This is a genomic window from Roseicyclus sp. (assembly GCF_052168335.1).
GTDB lineage: Bacteria > Pseudomonadota > Alphaproteobacteria > Rhodobacterales > Rhodobacteraceae > Roseibacterium.
Genome location: NZ_JBQLZP010000565.1, coordinates 1 through 19377 on the forward strand (window position 1 = coordinate 1; position 19377 = coordinate 19377).

20 protein-coding genes and 1 pseudogene are annotated in these 19377 nt (G+C 71.1%); 10 read left to right on the forward strand and 11 right to left on the reverse strand.

Annotation, left to right across the window (positions count from 1 at the left end):
* On the forward strand, window positions 1-1006 hold a 1006-nt coding region (gene purF / locus ACTS11_RS17295; protein ID WP_442641539.1), incomplete at its 5' end, for an amidophosphoribosyltransferase.
* 333 nt (window positions 1007-1339) lie between these two features.
* Here purF and ACTS11_RS17300 read toward each other — a convergent pair.
* Window positions 1340-1939, reverse strand: coding sequence for a biotin transporter BioY (locus tag ACTS11_RS17300; protein WP_442641540.1), 600 nt, complete (start codon window positions 1937-1939; stop codon window positions 1340-1342).
* 1008 nt (window positions 1940-2947) lie between these two features.
* On the opposite strand from ACTS11_RS17300, the gene ACTS11_RS17305 reads away from it, so the two are divergent.
* The gene (locus ACTS11_RS17305; protein WP_442641541.1) at window positions 2948-3610 is read left to right on the forward strand and encodes an SDR family NAD(P)-dependent oxidoreductase; all 663 of its coding nucleotides are present in this window, start codon (window positions 2948-2950) and stop codon (window positions 3608-3610) included.
* A gap of 216 nt (window positions 3611-3826) precedes the next feature.
* Here the strand turns inward: ACTS11_RS17305 and ACTS11_RS17310 are convergent, their stop codons facing one another.
* Window positions 3827-4252, reverse strand: a complete 426-nt coding sequence (locus tag ACTS11_RS17310) for a cell division protein ZapA (protein WP_442641542.1) — start codon at window positions 4250-4252, stop codon at window positions 3827-3829.
* Window positions 4245-5105, reverse strand: coding sequence for a hypothetical protein (locus ACTS11_RS17315; protein ID WP_442641543.1), 861 nt, complete (start codon window positions 5103-5105; stop codon window positions 4245-4247). The genes ACTS11_RS17310 and ACTS11_RS17315 overlap by 8 nt, the downstream gene beginning before the upstream one ends.
* 305 nt (window positions 5106-5410) lie before the next feature.
* Between ACTS11_RS17315 and tkt the strand changes: the two genes are divergently transcribed.
* From tkt to ACTS11_RS17340, 5 genes are all read left to right on the forward strand, one after another.
* On the forward strand, window positions 5411-7426 hold the full coding sequence (gene tkt, locus ACTS11_RS17320) for a transketolase (protein ID WP_442641544.1): 2016 nt from the start codon (window positions 5411-5413) through the stop codon (window positions 7424-7426).
* Between the two features lie 161 nt (window positions 7427-7587).
* Window positions 7588-8415, forward strand: coding sequence for a tRNA (guanosine(37)-N1)-methyltransferase TrmD (gene trmD, locus ACTS11_RS17325; RefSeq protein ID WP_442641545.1), 828 nt, complete (start codon window positions 7588-7590; stop codon window positions 8413-8415).
* A gap of 248 nt (window positions 8416-8663) precedes the next feature.
* Window positions 8664-9047, forward strand: a complete 384-nt coding sequence (gene rplS, locus ACTS11_RS17330; RefSeq protein ID WP_442641546.1) for a 50S ribosomal protein L19 — start codon at window positions 8664-8666, stop codon at window positions 9045-9047.
* Between the two features lie 14 nt (window positions 9048-9061).
* Window positions 9062-9283, forward strand: a complete 222-nt coding sequence (gene rpmE, locus ACTS11_RS17335) for a 50S ribosomal protein L31 (RefSeq protein ID WP_442641547.1) — start codon at window positions 9062-9064, stop codon at window positions 9281-9283.
* Between the two features lie 246 nt (window positions 9284-9529).
* A complete protein-coding gene (locus tag ACTS11_RS17340; protein WP_442641548.1) occupies window positions 9530-10339 on the forward strand; it encodes a division plane positioning ATPase MipZ in 810 nt (269 codons plus the stop codon).
* A 99-nt stretch (window positions 10340-10438) separates the two neighbouring features.
* Here the strand turns inward: ACTS11_RS17340 and ACTS11_RS17345 are convergent, their stop codons facing one another.
* From ACTS11_RS17345 to ACTS11_RS17355, 3 genes are read right to left on the reverse strand one after another with little or no spacing between them, the layout of a single operon-like run.
* Complete coding sequence (locus ACTS11_RS17345; RefSeq protein ID WP_442641549.1) at window positions 10439-11452, reverse strand: cytochrome d ubiquinol oxidase subunit II; 1014 nt, start codon at window positions 11450-11452, stop codon at window positions 10439-10441.
* A 4-nt stretch (window positions 11453-11456) separates the two neighbouring features.
* Window positions 11457-12893 carry a cytochrome ubiquinol oxidase subunit I gene (locus ACTS11_RS17350; RefSeq protein ID WP_442641550.1) on the reverse strand — a complete coding sequence of 479 codons (1437 nt, stop codon included), beginning with the start codon at window positions 12891-12893 and terminating at the stop codon, window positions 11457-11459.
* Between the two features lie 21 nt (window positions 12894-12914).
* Window positions 12915-13466, reverse strand: coding sequence for a GbsR/MarR family transcriptional regulator (locus ACTS11_RS17355; RefSeq protein ID WP_442641551.1), 552 nt, complete (start codon window positions 13464-13466; stop codon window positions 12915-12917).
* A 319-nt stretch (window positions 13467-13785) separates the two neighbouring features.
* On the opposite strand from ACTS11_RS17355, the gene ACTS11_RS17360 reads away from it, so the two are divergent.
* The gene (locus tag ACTS11_RS17360; protein WP_442641552.1) at window positions 13786-14580 is read left to right on the forward strand and encodes a TrkA C-terminal domain-containing protein; all 795 of its coding nucleotides are present in this window, start codon (window positions 13786-13788) and stop codon (window positions 14578-14580) included.
* A gap of 42 nt (window positions 14581-14622) precedes the next feature.
* On the opposite strand, the gene rpsA is transcribed toward ACTS11_RS17360, so the two are convergent.
* Both rpsA and ACTS11_RS17370 read right to left on the reverse strand, forming a co-directional pair.
* Window positions 14623-16302 carry a 30S ribosomal protein S1 gene (rpsA, locus tag ACTS11_RS17365; RefSeq protein ID WP_442641553.1) on the reverse strand — a complete coding sequence of 560 codons (1680 nt, stop codon included), beginning with the start codon at window positions 16300-16302 and terminating at the stop codon, window positions 14623-14625.
* A 203-nt stretch (window positions 16303-16505) separates the two neighbouring features.
* Entirely contained in the window at window positions 16506-17027 is a 522-nt protein-coding gene (locus ACTS11_RS17370) for a hypothetical protein (RefSeq protein ID WP_442641554.1), read from the reverse strand.
* Between the two features lie 146 nt (window positions 17028-17173).
* Here ACTS11_RS17370 and ACTS11_RS17375 point away from each other — a divergent pair, with 146 nt between their 5' ends.
* The gene (locus ACTS11_RS17375; RefSeq protein ID WP_442641555.1) at window positions 17174-17515 is read left to right on the forward strand and encodes a hypothetical protein; all 342 of its coding nucleotides are present in this window, start codon (window positions 17174-17176) and stop codon (window positions 17513-17515) included.
* A gap of 9 nt (window positions 17516-17524) precedes the next feature.
* Window positions 17525-17890 (forward strand): hypothetical protein, encoded by a 366-nt coding sequence (locus ACTS11_RS17380; RefSeq protein ID WP_442641556.1) that lies wholly within the window; start codon window positions 17525-17527, stop codon window positions 17888-17890.
* 1 nt (window position 17891) lies between these two features.
* Here the strand turns inward: ACTS11_RS17380 and ACTS11_RS17385 are convergent, their stop codons facing one another.
* From ACTS11_RS17385 to ACTS11_RS17395, 3 genes and pseudogenes are all read right to left on the reverse strand, one after another.
* Window positions 17892-18500: a (d)CMP kinase gene (locus tag ACTS11_RS17385; protein WP_442641557.1), complete on the reverse strand. Its 609-nt coding sequence runs from the start codon at window positions 18498-18500 to the stop codon at window positions 17892-17894.
* A gap of 60 nt (window positions 18501-18560) precedes the next feature.
* Window positions 18561-18974: a GFA family protein gene (locus ACTS11_RS17390; RefSeq protein WP_442641558.1), complete on the reverse strand. Its 414-nt coding sequence runs from the start codon at window positions 18972-18974 to the stop codon at window positions 18561-18563.
* Window positions 18971-19377 (reverse strand): annotated as a pseudogene (locus tag ACTS11_RS17395) (3-phosphoshikimate 1-carboxyvinyltransferase); the annotation flags it as partial. The pseudogene ACTS11_RS17395 and the gene ACTS11_RS17390, both read right to left, overlap by 4 nt.

A 19377-nucleotide genomic window follows, 5' to 3' on the forward strand; every position in this document is an offset into this window, starting at 1 on the left:
CCACCTCATGGCCCGCTCGCTCCAGCGCACCATCCCCGAGCGGATGAAGGACGCGCTCCGCCGGGTCGAGGGCGCCTTCTCCGTCGTCGCCATGACGCGCACCAAGCTCATCGGCGTGCGCGACCCGCTCGGCGTGCGGCCGCTCGTCCTCGGCCGGGTCGGCGACGGCTACGTGCTCAGCTCCGAGACGTGCGCCCTCGACATCATCGGGGCCGATTTCCTGCGCGAGGTCGAGCCGGGCGAGATGGTCGTCATCAGCGAGGGCAGGCTCGAGAGCTTCAAGCCCTTCGAGCCGCGCCGCCCGCGCTTCTGCATCTTCGAGCACGTCTATTTCTCGCGCCCCGACTCGATCATCGGCGGCCGCTCGGTCTACGAGACGCGCCGCCAGATCGGCGTGGAACTGGCGCGCGAGGCGCCGGTGGAGGCCGACCTCGTCTGCCCCGTGCCCGACAGCGGCACGCCCGCGGCCATCGGCTTCAGCCACGAGAGCGGCATTCCGTACGGCATGGGGATCATCCGCAACCAGTATGTCGGCCGCACCTTCATCGAGCCGACCGAACAGATCCGCAACATGGGCGTGCGGCTGAAGCTGAACGTCAACCGCGCGCTGATCGCGGGCAAGCGCGTGGTGCTGGTGGACGACAGCGTGGTGCGGGGCACGACCTCGCGCAAGATCAAGGAGATGATCCTCGACGCGGGCGCGGCCGAGGTGCATTTCCGCATCGCCTCGCCGCCCACGGCCTGGCCCTGCTTCTACGGCGTCGACACGCCCGAGCGCGAGAAGCTCCTCGCCGCGACCATGTCCGAGGAGGAGATGCGCCGCCACCTCGGCGTGGCCTCGCTCCGCTTCGTGTCGCTCGACGGGCTCTACCGCGCGGTGGGCGAGGCGCAGGGCCGCCGCACGGGCCGTCCGCAATACTGCGACGCCTGCTTCTCGGGCGATTATCCCGTGCGGCCGACGGACATGGTCGCCAAGGGCTTCGAACTGCCCGAACCCGCCGAATAGAGCCGCCGCGAGTCGGCTGCCGGGTCAAGGATCGCCGCAGGCGACCGCGCCCCGCGGGCGCGGCTCGTCCTTGAGGCGGCGGGCGACTCGCATCCATCATCGCGATGGCCTGTTTGCTGGCAGACCTGCCGGCAAACGGCCTCCCCAGCAGCAATCCGTCGCTGTCCCAATCACCGCCGCCCCCGTTTCCGCGCGGCCGCGCGCGGGGAACCCGCGCGCCGGGCCCAACCGGAGATGCGGCCGAAGGCCGGAGCCTCCGGACGGGAGCGCCCCCCTCCGACGAGAAACGCCGCCCCTCGGGGGCGGCGTTCGCGTCGGACCTCGACGACCGGATCAGGCGCGGCGGAGGGCCTTCCAGGCGCCGGTCACGACCAGTGCCGCGATCACCGCCTTGACGGCGTCGCCGAGCAGGAAGGGCGCGGCGAAGCCCGCCCAGACCGATGCAGCCGAAAGGCCGGCCCAGCCCGCCTCGATCCCGAGGGCGCCGGCGACGCCGAGCGGCCAGGCGAGGCCCGGCAGGTAGAGCGCGGCGGAGGCGACGAGCGCCACGAGCGCCGTGCCGAGGAGGCCGCGCGCGAGGCCCCGCTCCGCCGCGAAGCCCGCGATCCAGGCCATGGCGACGAAGCCCAGCAGGAAGCCCGCCGTCGGCCCCATCATGTAGGCGATGCCCGCGCCGCCGTTCGAGAAGACCGGCAGGCCCATCGCGCCCTCGGCGAGGTAGGTCAGCACCGCCGCCGCGCCCAGGCGCGCGCCGAGCGCGAAGCCCACGAGCAGCACCGCCAGCGTCTGCAGCGTCATCGGCACCGGCCAGAACGGGATCGAGACCTGCGCGGCGAGCGCGATCAGCAGGCTGCCGCCCACGACCAGAAGCGCCTTGCGGGCGAGCCCCGCATCCCCGATCGTCGCGGCGAGAAGTGTGGTGTCGCGGCCCATGTGCGCCCTCCAGTGCGGCAAGATCCCTTGTCGCCCCGGTATTCCCGGCAGCATCTGCAAAGTCAAGCAAGGGGCAGGCGGCGCGCGCGATCTGCCGCGCCCGGACCTCCCGGACCCCGCCCCGCGCGCGCCCGCGACCCCGCCGCGACGCCAGAATCGCCTCCGCCCGGTCCCGCGGTCCATGCTTCGTCCCGTGGCCGCAACGCACGCCCGGAGATCGCGCGCCCTTCACCTCTGCCCGGCTGCCCCGCCGCACTGAGCCGTGGCACGCAGCGGGACTGGTCCGCTTCTCCGGGATCACGCTCCCATTCACTTCTGCCCGGGCGCCCTGCCGCGCTGCCCTGTGGCACGCAGCGGGACTGGCCCGCATCTTCCGGATCCCGCTGCCCTTTAGCACTGCCCGGCCGCCCTGCCGCGCCGAGCCGTGGCACGCAACGGGACTGGTGCGCATCGACCCTGCCGCGATCCCGTGCCCCGCTCCCTGTCTCCGCTGCCCCGCACCCGCGTCGTGCTCCCACTTTCGCGCTTCCCCGGTCGCGGGCGCAGCCATGGGCCGCGGCGGCCTCCCAGGACCCGGGGCCTGTTCCGCTGCCGAGGCCCGCTCCCCGCACCGGTCTCGCTCCCGGGGCGGCCCCCTGTCCTGCGCACCTGTCCTGCACAGCGGTCCAGCGCCTCACCGACCCCGCGCCCCTCTTGCGCTCCCCCGTCGCGCTCTAAGGCTCGCGTTCGCGGCCGTGCGCCGTGGCGGACTCCCCCGGTGCGGGGCCATGCCGGCTCGCGGGGCCGGCTCGCGGGGCCAGCTCGCGGGGCCGTGGCCGGGGCGCCCCCCCCCACCGCGCCGCTGCCCTGCGACCCTGCCCGGTTCCCCCACCGGTTCCCCGTACCGGACCCCTGCCCCGGCTTCCCGAACCGCGGCGTCCCGCTCGTCGCCCCGAGCTGCATCGCGCGACGCCCCCCCGGCGCGCGACGCCCTTGCAAAGCGCGCCCCGACGCGGCATGTGGCGGGCCATGACAAAGCCCCTGCAAGACCGTGTCGCGCTGGTGACCGGCGCCTCCCGCGGCCTCGGCGCCGCCTGCGCCCAATGGCTGGCCGCGCAGGGCGCGCACGTGGTGGCCGTGGCGCGCACCGTGGGCGCGCTCGAGGACCTCGACGACCGCATCCAGGCCGCGGACGGACAGGCGACGCTCGCGCCGATGGACCTGACCGACGACAAGGCGATCGCGCATCTCTGCCGCTCGGTCCACGACCGCTGGGGCCGGGCCGACATCTGGATCCACACCGCGATCCACGTGAGCGCCCTGACACCCGCGCCGCACATCACGGCGAAGGACCTCGACCGCGCCATCGCGACCAACATCCGCATGACGGCGCGGCTGATCGCCAATGTCGAGCCGCTGATCGCGCCTTCGGACATGGCCACGGCCGTGTTCTTCGACGATGGCTGGGACGAGAAATATGCCGGCGCCTACGCCATGTCGAAGGCCGCCCAGCGCGCGCTGGTGCAAAGCTGGCAGGCCGAGACCGCCAAGCACGGGCCGCGCGTCCACCTGCTCCGTCCCGCGCCGATGCCGACGGCGGTGCGCGCGCGCTTCTATCCGGGCGAGGACCGCACGAAGCTCGCCCATCCCCGCGACGAGGCCGCGCGGCTGCTCGGGCCGGTCTTCGGCTGAGCGATGCCCGGCCCGAGCGCTCCGGGGCCGGCCGGGCCCTGCGTATTTTCGGAAAGATGAAGACGCGGGCGGACGTCAGGGGTGCAGAGGGGCCATCCGGGGGCGGGCGCGGCCGCCGGACGTGATCACCGGTGGAAGGCTCCTCGAAGGGCCACACCACCGGGAGAGCCCAAGATCATCCATAGTCCCTGAAGGATGAAGGCCCGGCGCGGGCGCTCAGGGCGTTCCGCCGCCGGCGCCCCGGTCGAGATCGTCGGCGAGCGCCTCGGCGCGCGCGGCAAGCTCGGCGAGGCCGTCGGTGACGCGGTCGGGAAGCTCGGTCCTCGGTCCCGCCTCCTGAAGTTCGGCGATGCGGCGGGCGCGGTCGGCGAGCCGCTCCTCGGCGGAGCGCAGCGCCTTCTCCTGCGCCGCGACGCGGGCCCGGAGATCCTTCACGTCGTCCTCGAGCGCCGCCGTCTTGTCGGCGAGCATCAGGCCCGCCATCAGCAGCATCCGGTCCGACGGCATCCGCCCGATCTGGCCCAGGATCACGGTGGCCTCGGTGTCGAGCAGCTTGGCCGCGGCGCGGAGATAGGGCTCCTCCCCGTCCTGGCAGGCGACGGTGTAGCTCCGCCCGCCGATGTCGATCCGCACCTCAGGCATGGTCCGCCTCCCCTCCTGCCGCGCCGATCTCGGCGAGGATCCGCCCGAGCTCCGCCGCCTCGGCGCGGCGCGCCTCGGTCAGGGCGGCGACCTGAGCCGCGAGCACGCCGTCGATGCCTTCGCCTCCGCCCGACGCGGCCGCGCGCAGGGTGTCGAGGCCTTGCGACATGTCGTCGATGACGGACTGGAGACGCCGCAGCTCGGCCCGGAGGGCGAGGATGCGCGGCTCGGGATCGGCGCCCGCGCCCTCGGCGAGCTCGTCGGCCAGGTCCTGCGCCGCGTCGCGTTCCGCGCGCATTTCGTCGCGCTCCTGCCGGGCACGCTCGACGCGGCGGCGCAGCACGCCGGCCTCGTGTTCCAGTTCCTCGATCCGGCCCGCATCGCCCCCGCTCCGGGCGGCGGCGGCCTCGAGCTCCGCGAGCCGCGCCTCGAGCGCGGCATGGGACGCGAGCCGCGCCTCGAGCGCGGCATGGTCCGCGAGCCGCGCCTCCAGCGCGGCATGGGACGCCGTCATCTCGGCGATCTTCGCGTCGCGCGCCGAGAGGGCCTGCGCAAGCTCCGCGGCGCGCGCATCGCCGGCGCCGGCCTCGGTCAGCCGGGCCTCGGCGGCGGCGAGCGCCCCCTGCGCGTCGTCGAGCCGGGCCTCGAGGGCGGCCACGCGCGTGGCGAGATCGCCCGCCCGCGCCTCGGCCTCGGCGCGCGCCGCCTCCGCGGCCTCGGCCTCGGCCCGCAGCGCGGCATCCGCGCCGGGCCCGCCGGACGGCGCGGCCAGGCCCTTCGCGATCCGGTCGAGCGCGGCGGCGAGCCGCGTCTCGAGCGCGCTCAGTTTCTCGAATTCAGCGCTGTCGCCCATGGTCAACTGTCGTCCTGGTCCTGCTCCGCCGGGGCCCTGCGCCCCTCCGCCCTTGGGGTTCGGGGGGCGTTCCGGGGGCGATCCGGCATGGCGGGCGGCCGCCTCACCGCCACCCGCGCCCACGCAATCCCAATCCGGCCGGATTTGCAAGTTTTTCCGCCCCCGCCGGGCGGAACCCCGCGGCGCGGCCCGGAGGACCGCCCGCGCTTGCACTTCCCCCCTCACCTGCTATCACGCGCGGCACCTGCCCGCGCGATGCCGCCGGGGCGGGCCCCGGGGCCATTCCAGACCAAGGATCACACACGATGGACATCGCCGCCCTCGCCCAGAGCCATCCCGACCACTGGCGCCTCGCGACGCCGATCCGCGCATTGGCGCTCGATGCCGTGGCGGCGGCGAATTCCGGCCATTCGGGCATGCCGATGGGCATGGCGGACGTGGCGACCGTGCTCTGGTCGAAGCACATGAGCTTCGACGCGGCCGCGCCCGACTGGCCGAACCGCGACCGGTTCATCCTGTCGGCGGGCCACGGCTCGATGCTGCTCTATGCGCTGCTCTACCTCACCGGCTCGCCCGACATGACGCTCGAGCAGGTGAAGGCCTTCCGGCAGCTCGGCGCGATCACCGCGGGCCACCCGGAATACGGCCACGCCAAGGGGGTCGAGACGACGACGGGCCCGCTCGGCCAGGGGATCGCCAACGCCGTCGGCTTCGCCATGGCCGAGGAGTTCCTCCGCGCGAAATGGGGCCGCAAGGTCATCGACCATCACACCTGGTGCATCGCCGGCGACGGCTGCCTGATGGAGGGCGTGAGCCAGGAGGCCATCGCGCTCGCCGGGCGGCAGGAGCTGTCGCGGCTGATCGTGCTCTGGGACAACAACGGCATCACCATCGACGGGCAGGTCGCGCTCTCGGACCGCACCGACCAGTTGGCGCGCTTCGCCGCCTCCGGCTGGGACGTCTTCGCCTGCGACGGCCACGACCCCGTGGAGATCGACCGCGCGCTGACGGCGGCGAAGGCAAGCCCCCGTCCCGCGATGGTCGCCTGCACGACGCACATCGCCCTCGGCCATGCCGCGCAGGACACCGCCAAGGGCCACGGCGCGCTGACCGACGCGGCCCAGCTCCGCGCCGCCAAGGACGCCTATGGCTGGCCGCACGGCCCCTTCGAGATCCCCGCCGACATCAAGGCCGACTGGGAGGCGATCGGCGCCCGCGGCCGCGCGGCGCGCGAGGAGTGGGAGACGCGCTTCGCCCTTCTCTCCGAGGGCCGGCAGGCCGAGTTCACGCGCGCCTTCGCCGGCGAGATGCCGAAGAAGCTCTCCGCCACGATCCGCGCCCTGAAGAAGCAGGTCTCCGAGAGCCGCCCCAAGGTCGCCACCCGCAAGGCCTCCGAGATGGCGCTCGAGGTCATCAACCCGATCCTGCCCGAGACCATGGGCGGCTCGGCCGACCTCACCGGGTCGAACAACACCAGGACCGCCGATCTCGGCGTCTTCGAGCCCGCCAACCGCAAGGGGCGCTACGTCTACTACGGCATCCGCGAGCACGGCATGGCGGCGGCGATGAACGGCATGGCGCTGCACGGCGGGGTCAGGCCCTATGGCGGCACCTTCATGTGCTTCGCCGACTACGCGCGCCCCGCGATGCGCCTCTCGGCGCTGATGGGCGTGCCGGTGCAGTACGTGATGACCCATGACAGCATCGGCCTCGGCGAGGACGGGCCGACCCACCAGCCGGTCGAGCATCTCGCCATGCTGCGCGCCACGCCCAACATGCTGGTCTTCCGCCCCGCCGACGCGGTCGAGACGGCCGAGAGCTGGGAGATCGCGCTGTCGCAGAGGTCCACCCCGTCGGTCCTGGCGCTCAGCCGCCAGAACCTGCCGACCGTCCGCACCGAGCACAAGACGAAGAACCTGACCGCGCAGGGCGCCTACGTCCTCGCCGATGCCGAGGGCAGGCGCCAGGCGATCCTCATGGCCACCGGCTCCGAGGTCGCCATCGCCATGGCCGCGCGCGACCTCCTCCAGGCCGAGGGGATCGGCACGCGCGTCGTCTCCATGCCCTGCTGGGAGCTCTTCGAGGACCAGGACGAGGCCTATCGCCGCCGCGTGCTGCCCGGCGGCCCGGTCCGCGTCGCGGTCGAGGCCGCGATCCGCTTCGGCTGGGACCGCTGGCTCTACGGCGAGCGCGGCCGCCGCGAGAAATCGGGCTTCGTCGGCATGCACGGCTTCGGCGCCTCGGCGCCCGAGGGCGATCTCTACCGCCATTTCGGCATCACCCCCGAGGCGGTGGCCGAAAAGGCGAAGTCGCTCCTCTGAGGCCCCTGCTTCATCCTGGAAGGAAACTCCGGGGGTCCGGGGGCAGCGCCCCCGGAGGCGCGGCCGAGCGGCTCCCCGGGGCACCCCGGGGGGCCTGAGGCCGCGCCTGCCCCCCCTCCCGCCATTGCCACGGCGCGGACCTCCCGCTAAGGCTCGCGCCCATGTCAGGACCCTCCGACAGGCCCGGCCGCTCGCACGGCCGCCTCGCCATCTCGCCGAGCCTCACGCCGCGCTCGCTGATGGACGGGCCGCCGCGCCTCAAGGGCGCCTGGCGGGCGAAGGTGCTGACCCTCTTCCCCGAGACCTTTCCCGGCGTCCTCGGCGCCTCGCTGACGGGTCGCGCACTCCAGCAGGGGCTCTGGGCGCTCGATCCGATCGACCTGCGCGCCTTCGGCACCGGCAGGCACCGGCAGGTCGATGACACGCCCGCAGGCGGCGGCGCGGGCCTCGTGATGCGCGCGGACGTGCTCGGCCGCGCGCTCGACCTCGCCTCGGCCGACACGCCATCCGATCCCGCGCGCTGGCCGCGCCTCTACCTCAGTCCCCGCGGCGCGCCCTTCACGCAAGCTCACGCCCGCCGCTTCGCCGCGGCCGAGGGCATCACGCTCCTCTGCGGGCGCTTCGAGGGGGTCGACCAGCGCGTCATCGACCATTTCGCGCTCGAGGAGATCAGCCTCGGCGACTTCGTCCTGACGGGCGGCGAGATCGCCGCGCAGGCGCTGATCGACGCGACCGTGCGGCTCATCCCCGGCGTTCTGGGCAACGCCGCCTCGACCGAGGAGGAGAGCTTCTCCCACGGGCTTCTCGAGCACCCGCAGTATACCCAGCCCCGCGAGTGGCGCGGCCATGCGATCCCCGAGGTCCTGCTCTCCGGCAACCATGCCGAGATCGCGAAATGGCGCCGGGCGGAGGCCGAGCGGCTGACCCGCGCGCGGCGCCCCGACCTCTGGGCCGCGCGGCAGGCGGAAGGCTCCGACGCCGAGGGTTGATCGCCCCGCCAAAGCCCTGTATTGCGCGCGGGTCCGGGGCCGGAATCGGCCTGACGGACCCGTTCCGTTTCGCCCGGCCCGCTCCTTCGGCGGCCATTTCGGGACCCGGACGGCAGCCAAGGAAACGACGGACCGAACCTCTGGCGGGCGCGCCCTTCGCGGGCAGGCGGACCCGGTCGAAGACCAGAGCTCTGGGACCGCGGGACATCTTCGCGGAACAACCGCGAGCAGATAGAGGAGCCGATCGGATGAACCTGATCGCAGAACTGGAGGCCGAGCAGATCGCCGCTCTGGCCAAGGACATTCCGGACTTCAAAGCCGGCGACACGATCCGCGTGGGCTACAAGGTGACCGAGGGCACGCGCACCCGCGTGCAGGCCTACGAGGGCGTCTGCATCGGCCGCAAGCACGGCAAGGGCATCGCCGCCTCGTTCACCGTGCGCAAGATCTCCTTCGGCGAGGGCGTGGAGCGCGTGTTCCCCCTCTACTCGACGAACATCGACTCGATCGAGGTCGTCCGCCGGGGCAAGGTGCGCCGCGCCAAGCTCTACTACCTGCGCGCCCGCCGGGGCAAATCCGCCCGGATCGCCGAGGACGCGACCTACAAGCCCAAGTCGGGCGCCGAAGCCTGAAGGAGCCCCGAGACATGAAGAAGGACATCCATCCCGACTACCACGTCATCCAGGTCAAGATGACCAACGGCGACGTGGTGCAGATGCGCTCGACCTGGGGCAAGGAGGGCGACACGCTCTCGCTCGACATCGACCCCACGGTGCACCCCGCCTGGACCGGCGGCTCGACCCGCCTGATGGACCAGGGCGGCCGCGTCTCGAAGTTCAAGAAGAAGTACGAGGGCCTCGGCTTCTGAGCCGCGGCACCTGCCGACATCGGAACGCCGCCCCAACCGGGCGGCGTTTTCCGTTCCGGGCCGGCGCGCAGGCGGAGCAGCGGCGCAGCCTTCCGGACTCGCAGGGCAACGCGCGGCGATGCCCCGAAGACGCATTAAGTCGTCGGGCGTTGCGTTTCCGCTTAACGGCCTCCGCTGCATCTTCTATACTGCCCCAAAGCTCGGGCCCCGCGAAACGAGGGCCCCAACATCTTGGGGGATCGAGCAGTGGCGCATATCATCGTCCTCGGCAACGAGAAGGGCGGCTCGGGCAAGTCCACGACCGCCATGCATGTCGCCACGGCGCTCTCCCGCCTCGGCCACGTCGTCGGCGCGCTCGACCTCGACCTCAGGCAGCGCAGCCTCGGGCGCTACGTCGAGAACCGGCAGCACACGATCGCCCGGCGGGGGCTGGAGGTGGCCCGCCCGCTCCTGATGGAACTTCCCGCCATCGACCCCGCCTCGCTCGAGGAGGGCGAGAACGTCTACGACCGGCGCCTCGCCGCCGCCGTGGCCGAGCACGAGAAGACCTGCGACTTCATCGTGATCGACTGCCCCGGCAGCCACACGCGCCTGAGCCAGGTCGCCCACAGCCTCGCCGACACGCTGGTCACGCCGATGAACGACAGCTTCGTCGACTTCGACCTCCTCGCGCGGATCGATGCCGAGAGCTACGAGATCCGCGGGCCGTCCGTCTATTCCGAGATGGTCTGGCACGCCCGGCAGCTTCGGGCCAAGGCGGGGCTGAAGGCGATGGACTGGATCGTGGTGCGCAACCGCCTCGGCGCGCAGGAGATGCACAACAAGCGCAAGGTCGGCCGCGCACTCGAGGAATTGTCGAAGCGCATCGGCTTCCGCGTGGCGCCCGGCTTCTCCGAGCGCGTGATCTTCCGCGAGCTCTTCCCGACCGGCATGACGCTCCTCGACCTGCGGGAACTGGGCGTGGACCGGCTCAACGTCTCGAACCTCGCCGCGCGGCAGGAACTGCGCGACCTGATGCGGGCCCTGAAGCTGCCGGGCGTCGAGGTCGACTTCTGACGGTGCCCGCGGCGGGCGTCGAATTGCGTATTTGCCGGAAAGATGAAGGGGAGGACGCGCGCCCTGCCCTTCATCTTTCTTCAAATACGCCCTGCAACCTCAGTCGTAGCGCAGCTCCGTCGCCTTGCCGCGGAAGATCGTGTAGGCGAGGATCGAGTAGCCGAGGATCACCGGCACGACGAAGAGCGCGCCGATGAGGATGATGAACAGGCTCTCGGGCGCGGAGGCGGCCTCGTAGATCGTCAGCCGGTCGGGCACCACGTAGGGGTAGAAGCTGTAGGCCATGCCGACATAAGCGAGCGCGAAGAGGCTCGAGGCCACGCCGAAGGGCAGCCAGGACAGCCGGTCGCCGTCGAAGGGCATCCGGCGCAGCATCGTCCAGAGCCAGACGACGAGAAGGCCCGACACGACGGGCAACGGCGCGAGGTAGAGCACCTCGGGCCAGGTGAACCACTTGTCGAAGATACGCGGGCTGACGAAGGGCGTGGCGAGCGAGACCGCGCCGATCCCGAGGATCACGCCCCAGAGGCTCTCGCGGGCCCATTGCACGGACTTGAGCTGGAGCTGCCCCTCGGTCTTGTGGACGAGCCATGTCGCGCCGATGAAGCTGTAGCCCACCGCGAGGAACACCGCCGTCAGCGCCGCGAAGGCATAGGTGGCAGGCGTCTGCTCGAGCCCCATCACGTAGAGACCCAGCATGAAGCCCTGCGCGAGCGCCGTCATCAGCGAGCCGGCGAAGAACAGCCGGTTCCACAGCGCCTTGTGATGGTCGCGCGCCTTGGCGCGGAACTCGAAGGCGACGCCGCGCAGGATCAGGCCAACGAGCATCACGAAGACCGGAAGGTAGAGCGTCGAGAGGATCATCCCGTGCGCCTGCGGGAAGGCCACGAGCAGGAGGCCCACGGCGAGCACCAGCCAGGTCTCGTTGGCGTCCCAGAACGGGCCGATCGAGCCGATCATGCGGTCCTGCTCGGCCCGCTCCGCCAGCGGGAAGAGGATGCCCACCCCGAGATCGAAGCCGTCGAGGATCACGTAGATCAGGATCGACAGCCCCATGAGCGAGGCGAAGGCCCAGGGCAGCCAGTCGGCGGGATCGGCGAAATCGGGCAGCATCGGCTCACTCCGCGGGGCTGAGGGCTTCGACTTCGGCGCGCCCCGAATGGACCATCCGGCCCGGGGGCAGGTCGTCGCCCTTCGCGGCCTTGCGCGCGAGGTAGACGAGGACGCCGACATAGGCGAAGAGCAGCGCCGCGTAGATCGCGAGGTAGGTCACGAGCGTGCCCATCACCATCGGCGCGGGCACGTCGGCCACCGCCATCTCGGTCGTCATGACGCCCTGCACGAGCCAGGGCTGCCGCCCGATCTCGGTCGTGTACCAGCCCGCGAGCGTGGCGAGCCAGCCGGAGAAGGCCATCGGCACCAGCGCCCAGAGCACGGGCTTGGGCAGGCCCTCGACCGCGAACCAGTGGCCGGCGATGCGGCCCTCGTGCAGGTGGCGGCGGCGCCACATGAAGAACACCGCGGTCCAGCTGAGAAGCAGCATCGCCATGCCGGTGCCGACCATCACGCGGAACGACCAGAAGACGGGCGCGACCGGCGGGTGCAGCACCGTTCCGTCCTCGGCCACGAAGTCGTCGAGGCCCGTCAGCACGCCGTCCCATTCATGCGTCAGGATCAGCGAGGCGAGGCCGGGGATCTCGACCGCCATGTGGTTCGTCCGCGCCTCCTCGTCGGGGATGCCGAAGAGGACGAGCGGCGCGCCCGCCTGCGTCTGCCACAGGCCCTCCATCGCGGCGACCTTGGCGGGCTGGTACTCCTTGGTGTTCAGGCCGTGGAGGTCGCCCACGAAGATCTGCACCGGGATCAGCAGCGCGCCGATCGAAACGCCCGTCTTCAGCATCGCGCGCACCTCGCGCGAGCGGTCGCCGAGGATCCAGCGGAAGGCCGAGACGCCCGCGACGAGGAAGCCCACGGTCAGGAAGCTCGCCAGCATCATGTGGGTGAAGCGGTATGGCATGGAGGGGTTGAAGATGATCGCCCACCAGTCCGTCGCGTGCGCGACGCCGTCGATCATCTCGAAGCCCTGCGGCGTGTGCATCCACGAGTTCAGGACGATGATCCAGAAGGCCGACATGGTCGTGCCGAAGGCGACGAGGCCCGTGGCCAGCATGTGCAGCCAGCCCGGCACGCGCGAGAAGCCGAAGAGCATGATGCCGATGAACACCGCCTCGAGGAAGAAGGCGGTCAGCACCTCGTAGGCGAGGAGCGGCCCGGCGATGTTGCCGACCGTCTCCATGAAGCCCGGCCAGTTGGTGCCGAACTGGAACGACATGGTGATGCCCGAGACGACGCCCATCGCGAAGGACAGGGCGAAGACCTTCACCCAGAAGCGGTAGGCCGCCATCCACTTGTCGTCGCCGGTCCGGGCGAAGCGGACGCGGAAGAAGAACAGCACCCAGCCGAGCGCGATGGTGATCGTCGGGAAGAGGATGTGGAACGAGATGTTGGCCGCGAACTGGATGCGGCTGAGAAGGAGCGTGTCGAGGGCTTCCATGTGTGCGTGTCCCCTGACTGGTTACTTGCGTTTCATCAGCGACGGCAGCGCGCCGCCCGCCTTGTCGATCAGGCCGGCGATCCTCTGGCCCATGGTCATCAGCTTCACGAGGCGCTCGGTCTCGAGCTTCTCCATCTCGGCGTAGAAGCCGGTGAGCATCTCGATCAGCTCGCGCAGCTCGGCGATGCGCGCCTCGGCGTAGTCGTCCCCTGCGGGCCCGGACATCTCGAGCTCGCGCAGCTTCGTCAGCGTGGGGTCGATCTCGCGCTTCTTCCGCTCGGCGACGAGAATGCGCACGATCTCCCAGAGGTCTTCCGGGGTTGTGAAATAGTCCCGCCGGTCGCCGGGGAAATGCTTGAGCCGCACGAGCCCCCAGGACTGGAGCTCCTTCAGCCCCATCGAGGTGTTCGAGCGGCTGATGCCGAGGCCGTCGGTGATCTCCTCGGCATTCAAGGGTTTGGACGAGAGGAACAGCAGGGCGTAGATCTGCCCCACGGTGCGGTTGATGCCCCACCGGCTGCCCATCTCTCCGAAATGCAGGACGAACTCCTGCTGGAGGGGTGTGAGTGTCATGGTCCCGAGATCCTGTTCGCGCAGGGATTTCAGAAATTTCTGAAATTGAGTTAACGCACGTTCCCGCAAGGGCAACCGGGCCGGGGTGCGACACGATGACGAGCGGGACAGGCCGTCCCTAGGGCCCCATGCGCTGACGCGCACGGGGCCCGTCGGGGGACATTGACGGGCGGTCGGGGCGTTTCGGGGACGGGGTCCGCCCGCTGCGCGCACCTTGGCGGCGGCGTGTAACGGTGGTGTTTCAGGCCCGTGGCTCGGCCCGTTTATCCACAGGTTTGCGCGGCCCGAAACGATCCGCCGCCTGCCGCGTTCGCGGAACATGGTGGCGCTGGCATCCCTGCTGATCGTGATCGCGCTCTCGTTCCTCGTCGTGCGGATCGGGACCATCGCGCTCGTGATGACAGGGCTGTCGGAGGAGGTGGCGCGGTTCCAGTCGCTGTCGGCCTTCTCGGGCGCAGGGTTCACCACGTCGGAGGCGGAGAGCGTGACGGACGAGGTGGCGCGCAGGCGCATCGCCGCGATGCTGATCCGCGCCGGGTCCGTGGGGGCGGTCTCGGCCATCGCCACCACGATCCTCACCTTCCTCGGGTCGGAAGCGGACACGCTTCTCCAGGTGGTCCTGCTCGTCGCGGGCGCGGCCCTGATCCTGCTGCTCGCCCGGTCGGAGCGGCTGAACCGCTGGGCGACGCCCGTCATCCGTCGCGCGCTGCGCAACCTCGCGGCATCCGAGCTGCGCGACTATGCCGCGCTCCTGCATCTGCGGGAGGATTGGCACGTGAGCCTAGTCGACGTGGAAGACGGTGGATGGCTCGCGCAGCGCACGCTGGCCGAGCTGGACCTCCAGGCCGAGGGGGTGACGATCCTCGGGATCGAGCGGCATGGTGGCGACTTCCGGGGCGCGCCGTCGGGCGGCACGCGGCTCGTCACCGGCGACAGGCTGATCGTCTACGGCAAGGCGGGGCGGCTCCAGGAGCTGCGCAGGCGGCGCGAACGGGACGATCGCGCCCACACGGAGGCCGCCTCCGAACACCGCGCCGAGCAGGCGGCGGACGTGCAGAAGGACCCCGATGCGGCCCCGGCCGAGGAGGCGCCGAAAGCAGAAGGCCCCGCCTGACGGCGGGGCCTTTCGTGTGTCTTCAAGCGGAAGCCCGCAGGCTCACTCGTCGCGCTTGAGCGCCGCGCCGAGGATGTCGCCGAGCGACGCGCCGGAATCCGACGAGCCGTACTGCTCGACCGCTTCCTTCTCTTCCGCGATCTCGCGGGCCTTGATCGAGAGGCCGAGGCGGCGCGACTTGGAGTCCACGTTCGTCACGCGCACGTCGACCTTGTCGCCCACCTGGAAGCGCTCGGGGCGCTGCTCGGAGCGGTCGCGCGACAGGTCGGAACGGCGGATGAACGACTTCATGCCGTTGTAGTCCACCTCGATCCCGCCATCCTCGATCGCCGTCACCTCGACGGTGATGACCGAACCGCGCTTCACGCCGTCGATCGCGTCGGCGAAGGGGTCGCCCTCGACCGCCTTGATGGAGAGCGAGATGCGCTCCTTCTCGGTGTCGACCTCGGTGACGACGGCCTTGACGACGTCGCCCTTGCGGTACTGCTGGATGGCGTCCTCGCCCCGGCCTTCCCAGGTCAGGTCGGAGAGGTGCACCATGCCGTCGATGTCGTTGTCGAGACCCACGAACAGACCGAACTCGGTGATGTTCTTGACCTCGCCCTCGACCTGCGTGCCGACGGGATGCGTCTCCTCGAAGACTTCCCACGGGTTGCGCATGGTCTGCTTGAGGCCCAGCGACACGCGGCGCTTCTGGGTGTCGATCTCCAGCACCATGACCTCGACCTCCTGGGAGGTGGAGACGATCTTGCCGGGATGGACGTTCTTCTTCGTCCACGACATCTCGGAGACGTGCACGAGGCCCTCGACACCCGGCTCCAGCTCCACGAATGCGCCGTAGTCGGTGATGTTGGTCACGCGGCCGGTGTGGACGCTGTCGAGCGGGTACTTCCGCTCCACGGCATCCCACGGATCCTCCTGCAGCTGCTTCATGCCGAGGCTGATGCGGTGGGTGTCCTTGTTGACCTTGATGACCTGGACCTTGACGGTCTCGCCGATCGACAGGATCTCCTTGGGGTCGTTGACGCGGCGCCAGGCCATGTCGGTGACGTGCAGGAGGCCGTCGACGCCGCCGAGATCGACGAATGCGCCGTACTCGGTGATGTTCTTGACCACGCCGTCCACGACGTCGCCCTCGTTGAGCTTGCCGATGACCTCGGCGCGCTGCTCGGCGCGGCTCTCCTCGAGGATCGCGCGGCGCGACACCACGATGTTGCCGCGGCGGCGGTCCATCTTGAGGATCTGGAACGGCTGCTTGAGGCCCATGAGCGGGCCCGCGTCGCGCACCGGGCGCACGTCGACCTGGCTGCCGGGCAGGAAGGCCACGGCGCCGCCGAGATCGACGGTGAAGCCGCCCTTGACGCGGCCGAAGATGGCGCCCTCGACGCGGTCCTCGTTGGCATAGGCCTTCTCGAGGCGGTCCCAGGCGGCTTCGCGCTTGGCCATCTCGTGGCTGACGACGGCCTCGCCGCGCGCATTCTCGACGCTGCGGAGGTAGACGTCGACCTCGTCGCCGACGGAGATCTTCGGGGCCTCGCCGGGGCTCGCGAATTCCTTGAGGTCGATGCGGCCTTCCATCTTGTAGCCGACATCGACGATGGCCTGGCCCGCCTCGATGGCGATGACCTTGCCCTTGACGACAGACCCCTCGTCGGGCGTGTCGATCTCGAAGCTTTCGTTCAGGAGGGCTTCGAATTCCTCCATGGTCGCTTTAGCGCACATGCGTATATCTGTTCCTATTCTTTCGATTTTTCCGGCCGCGCGGTTGTCTCCGCCGGTCTTGGGTTGGTCTCCGGCGCCTCGGAAAACAAGAAGGGCCGGATGCTGTCCGACCCTGCCCGATCATCGTTCCCGAGGCGTGTTCGCCTTCTTGACGGGGGCGCTATAGCGGCAGATGCCCTTGCGCGCAAGGGGCGGGTGGCGCCTCAGAGCTCCTGGCCGCGGTCGCGCAGATCGTCGAGGAGCTCGCGGTAGAGGCCCGAACTGTCGCCGCCGCCGAAGACCTGCGCGCCGCCCGAATAGAGCGTGCCGTAGGTGCGGGCGAGCGTCACGGTCTGCGCGAGGCCCGAGATCAGCTGCTCGCGCTGCAACTCCCGCAGGGGGTGGATGAAGACGGACCAGAGCCGGTCGTTGGCGACGGCGTAACGCGCGTCGAGAGCGGTGTCGAAGTTCGCCTGCATCATCCGCATCAGGTCCGCCTCGGTCAGTCCGGCGGCCGAGGCGACGGGAACCATCGCCCGCATCCGGTTCGCCGCCACGTCGAAGACGACGAGCACGGGGACATCGGCGATGGTCAGCGACACGCCGGACCCCGCCGGCGCGGCCTCCGGATCGACGGCGAGAAGGATCGCCGCGAGGCGCTCGGGCGTCATGGGCGGCTCGGCCTCGACCTGCGCGAGGGCGGGCCCGGCGAGGAGCGTCAGACAGAAGATCAGGCGGATCAGCATGGGCGGCCTCCGGCGATGCGCTCCCGACAGGCTACCGCAGTCCGGCGCGCGCCCGAATGCACCTTTCGGTGAACCTGGCTCCAATGGGCGCGAACGGGCCGCGCGCGCGTCATCAGCGGGCCGCAATCGCGGGGAATCAGGGCGTCATGTGGAAAGGGTTCCTCCTGTCGGCCCTCGCGGGCCTCTTGCTCTGGACGGTCGCCGCGATGCTCTCGGGCGGGCGGGAGCCGTGGGACGTGGGCGCGTTCTGGATCATCTACCTTCCCGTCGCCATCGCGCTGTCCTTCGGCCTCGGGGCGCGTTTCCCGGCGTTCGGCTGGCTCTGGAGCTTCGTCATCATGGCCATGATGCTGCCGGTGATGGCGTGGAACGGGTCGGGTCCTTCGATGTTGCCGCTGGGGATCATCGCTCTCGCCATCCTCTCGGTCCCGGGGTGCCTCGCGGGCCTCGCCGGTGGCGCGCTCGGCCAGTGGCTCGCCCGCCGCTGAGGGCGCGCGATGGTCCGGCAGGCCCTCCTCGTGGTTCTCGGAGTGATCCTCTCGGCCTCGGTCGGCCTGATCCTGTGGAGCGTGGCCTTCGCCAATGCCGGCGGGCGGGAGGCGATCGACGCGCCGGATTTCTGGACGCTCTACTGGCCGCTCGCCGTGGCGCTGTCCTTCGCCATCGGGATGCTCCTGCCGCTGGGGAGCTTTCTCTGGGGGTTCATCCTCATTGCCATGCTCTGGGTCGTCATGGGCCGGACCGGCTCGGGAATGTCGCTCTGGCCGATCGCGCTGATCTTCCTCGTGTTCCAGTCGATCCCCCCGGGCCTCGCGGGACTGGCGGGCGGGCTGCTGCGCTCCTGGATCGACCGCCGCCGCTGAGCTAGCGCCGGGCCTCGACGGCGGCGACGGCGGCGGCGACCGCCTCCTCGATGCTGAGCGCGCTCGTGTCGATGAGGACGGCGTCCGGGGCGGCGACCATCGGCGCGGTGCTGCGGCCCGCATCGCGCGCGTCGCGCTCGCGCACATCGGCGAGGACCACCTCGTAGCTCGCCTCGAGACCGCGCTCCAGAAGCTCTCGGTGGCGGCGGCGCGCACGGACCTCGGCGCTCGCCGTGACGAAGAGCTTGGCCTCCGCCTCGGGGCAGATCACCGTGCCGATGTCACGGCCGTCGAGCACGGCGCCGCCCGCCCGCCGGGCGAAGGCACGCTGGAAATCCACCAGCGCCGCGCGCACCTCGGGGATCGCCGCCACGCGCGAGGCCGCCTGCGCCACCTCGGGCCCGCGCAGCGCGTCCGGGTCGCCGAGATCCTCGGGGCGGAGCCGCTGTGCCGCCTGCTCCGGCACCTCGCCCGCCAGCATCCGCGCGCCGACGGCCCGGTATAGGAGGCCGGTGTCGAGGTGGCCGAGACCGAAGTGGTCGGCCACCGCGCGGCTGATGGTGCCCTTGCCGCTGGCGGCGGGTCCGTCGATGGCGACCGTGAAGCTCATGTCCGATGTCCTTGCCGGGGTGCCCAGACTAACGCACGGTGCCCCGTGTGCAACATTCCCTCAGGGGTCGATCTCCGGGCCGCTCCGCCCCTGCGCCCAGCAGGTGCGCGCCTCGCCCACGCGGTAGTAGTCGCCCCGGTCGGCATAGAAGATGTGGCCGTCGAGGCTCAACCCCGTCTCCCCGTCGAGCGTTCCGGCGGTGAGGTAGACGAGGCCGTCATACTCCTCCCAGAAGAGGTAGGAGCCGCAGGTGGGGCAGAAGCCGCGCCGCGCGGCCTCGCTCGAGTTGAACCAGCGGACCTCGCCCGTGACCGCCACCTTGTCCCAGGGCGCGGGAACGGCGGCGGTGAAGTGGCCGCTGATCTTGCGGCATTGGGTGCAGTGGCACGCCGTCACGGGCCCGAGCGGCGCGTCGACCGTGTAGCGGACCGCGCCGCAGAGGCAGGAGCCCCGGAACGGGGGACCGCCGCTCATGCCCGGTTCGCCCGGTCGAGATGCGCGCCGAGGCGGCGCATCAGCGGCTCGAAGATCGGGAAGGAGGTGGCGATGGGCCCCGCGTCGTCGACGCCCACGGGTTTCTGCGACGCGAGCCCGAGGCAGAGGAAGCTCATCGCGATCCGGTGGTCGAGATGGGTGGCGCAGGTCGCCCCGCCCGGCACGCCGAGGGCGCCCCTGCCCTCCACGGTCCACCAGTCCGGCCCATCCTCGACCGTGACGCCGCAGGCGCGCAGGCCGTCGGCCATGGCGGCGATCCGGTCGCTCTCCTTGACGCGGAGCTCCTTCACGCCGCGCATCACCGTCCGCCCCTCGGCGCAGGCGGCGACGACCGACAGGATCGGGTATTCGTGGATCATCGAGGCCGCGCGCTCGGGCGGCA

Coding starts and splice junctions, on each gene's coding strand:
- ACTS11_RS17300 (WP_442641540.1), bottom strand. CDS start 1,939: ATGGGCCGCGACACCACACTTCTCGCCGCGACGATCGGGGATGCGGGG.
- ACTS11_RS17305 (WP_442641541.1), top strand. CDS start 2,948: ATGACAAAGCCCCTGCAAGACCGTGTCGCGCTGGTGACCGGCGCCTCC.
- ACTS11_RS17310 (WP_442641542.1), bottom strand. CDS start 4,252: ATGCCTGAGGTGCGGATCGACATCGGCGGGCGGAGCTACACCGTCGCC.
- ACTS11_RS17315 (WP_442641543.1), bottom strand. CDS start 5,105: ATGGGCGACAGCGCTGAATTCGAGAAACTGAGCGCGCTCGAGACGCGG.
- tkt (WP_442641544.1), top strand. CDS start 5,411: ATGGACATCGCCGCCCTCGCCCAGAGCCATCCCGACCACTGGCGCCTC.
- trmD (WP_442641545.1), top strand. CDS start 7,588: ATGTCAGGACCCTCCGACAGGCCCGGCCGCTCGCACGGCCGCCTCGCC.
- rplS (WP_442641546.1), top strand. CDS start 8,664: ATGAACCTGATCGCAGAACTGGAGGCCGAGCAGATCGCCGCTCTGGCC.
- rpmE (WP_442641547.1), top strand. CDS start 9,062: ATGAAGAAGGACATCCATCCCGACTACCACGTCATCCAGGTCAAGATG.
- ACTS11_RS17345 (WP_442641549.1), bottom strand. CDS start 11,452: ATGCTGCCCGATTTCGCCGATCCCGCCGACTGGCTGCCCTGGGCCTTC.
- ACTS11_RS17350 (WP_442641550.1), bottom strand. CDS start 12,893: ATGGAAGCCCTCGACACGCTCCTTCTCAGCCGCATCCAGTTCGCGGCC.
- ACTS11_RS17355 (WP_442641551.1), bottom strand. CDS start 13,466: ATGACACTCACACCCCTCCAGCAGGAGTTCGTCCTGCATTTCGGAGAG.
- ACTS11_RS17360 (WP_442641552.1), top strand. CDS start 13,786: ATGGTGGCGCTGGCATCCCTGCTGATCGTGATCGCGCTCTCGTTCCTC.
- rpsA (WP_442641553.1), bottom strand. CDS start 16,302: ATGTGCGCTAAAGCGACCATGGAGGAATTCGAAGCCCTCCTGAACGAA.
- ACTS11_RS17370 (WP_442641554.1), bottom strand. CDS start 17,027: ATGCTGATCCGCCTGATCTTCTGTCTGACGCTCCTCGCCGGGCCCGCC.
- ACTS11_RS17375 (WP_442641555.1), top strand. CDS start 17,174: ATGTGGAAAGGGTTCCTCCTGTCGGCCCTCGCGGGCCTCTTGCTCTGG.
- ACTS11_RS17380 (WP_442641556.1), top strand. CDS start 17,525: ATGGTCCGGCAGGCCCTCCTCGTGGTTCTCGGAGTGATCCTCTCGGCC.
- ACTS11_RS17385 (WP_442641557.1), bottom strand. CDS start 18,500: ATGAGCTTCACGGTCGCCATCGACGGACCCGCCGCCAGCGGCAAGGGC.
- ACTS11_RS17390 (WP_442641558.1), bottom strand. CDS start 18,974: ATGAGCGGCGGTCCCCCGTTCCGGGGCTCCTGCCTCTGCGGCGCGGTC.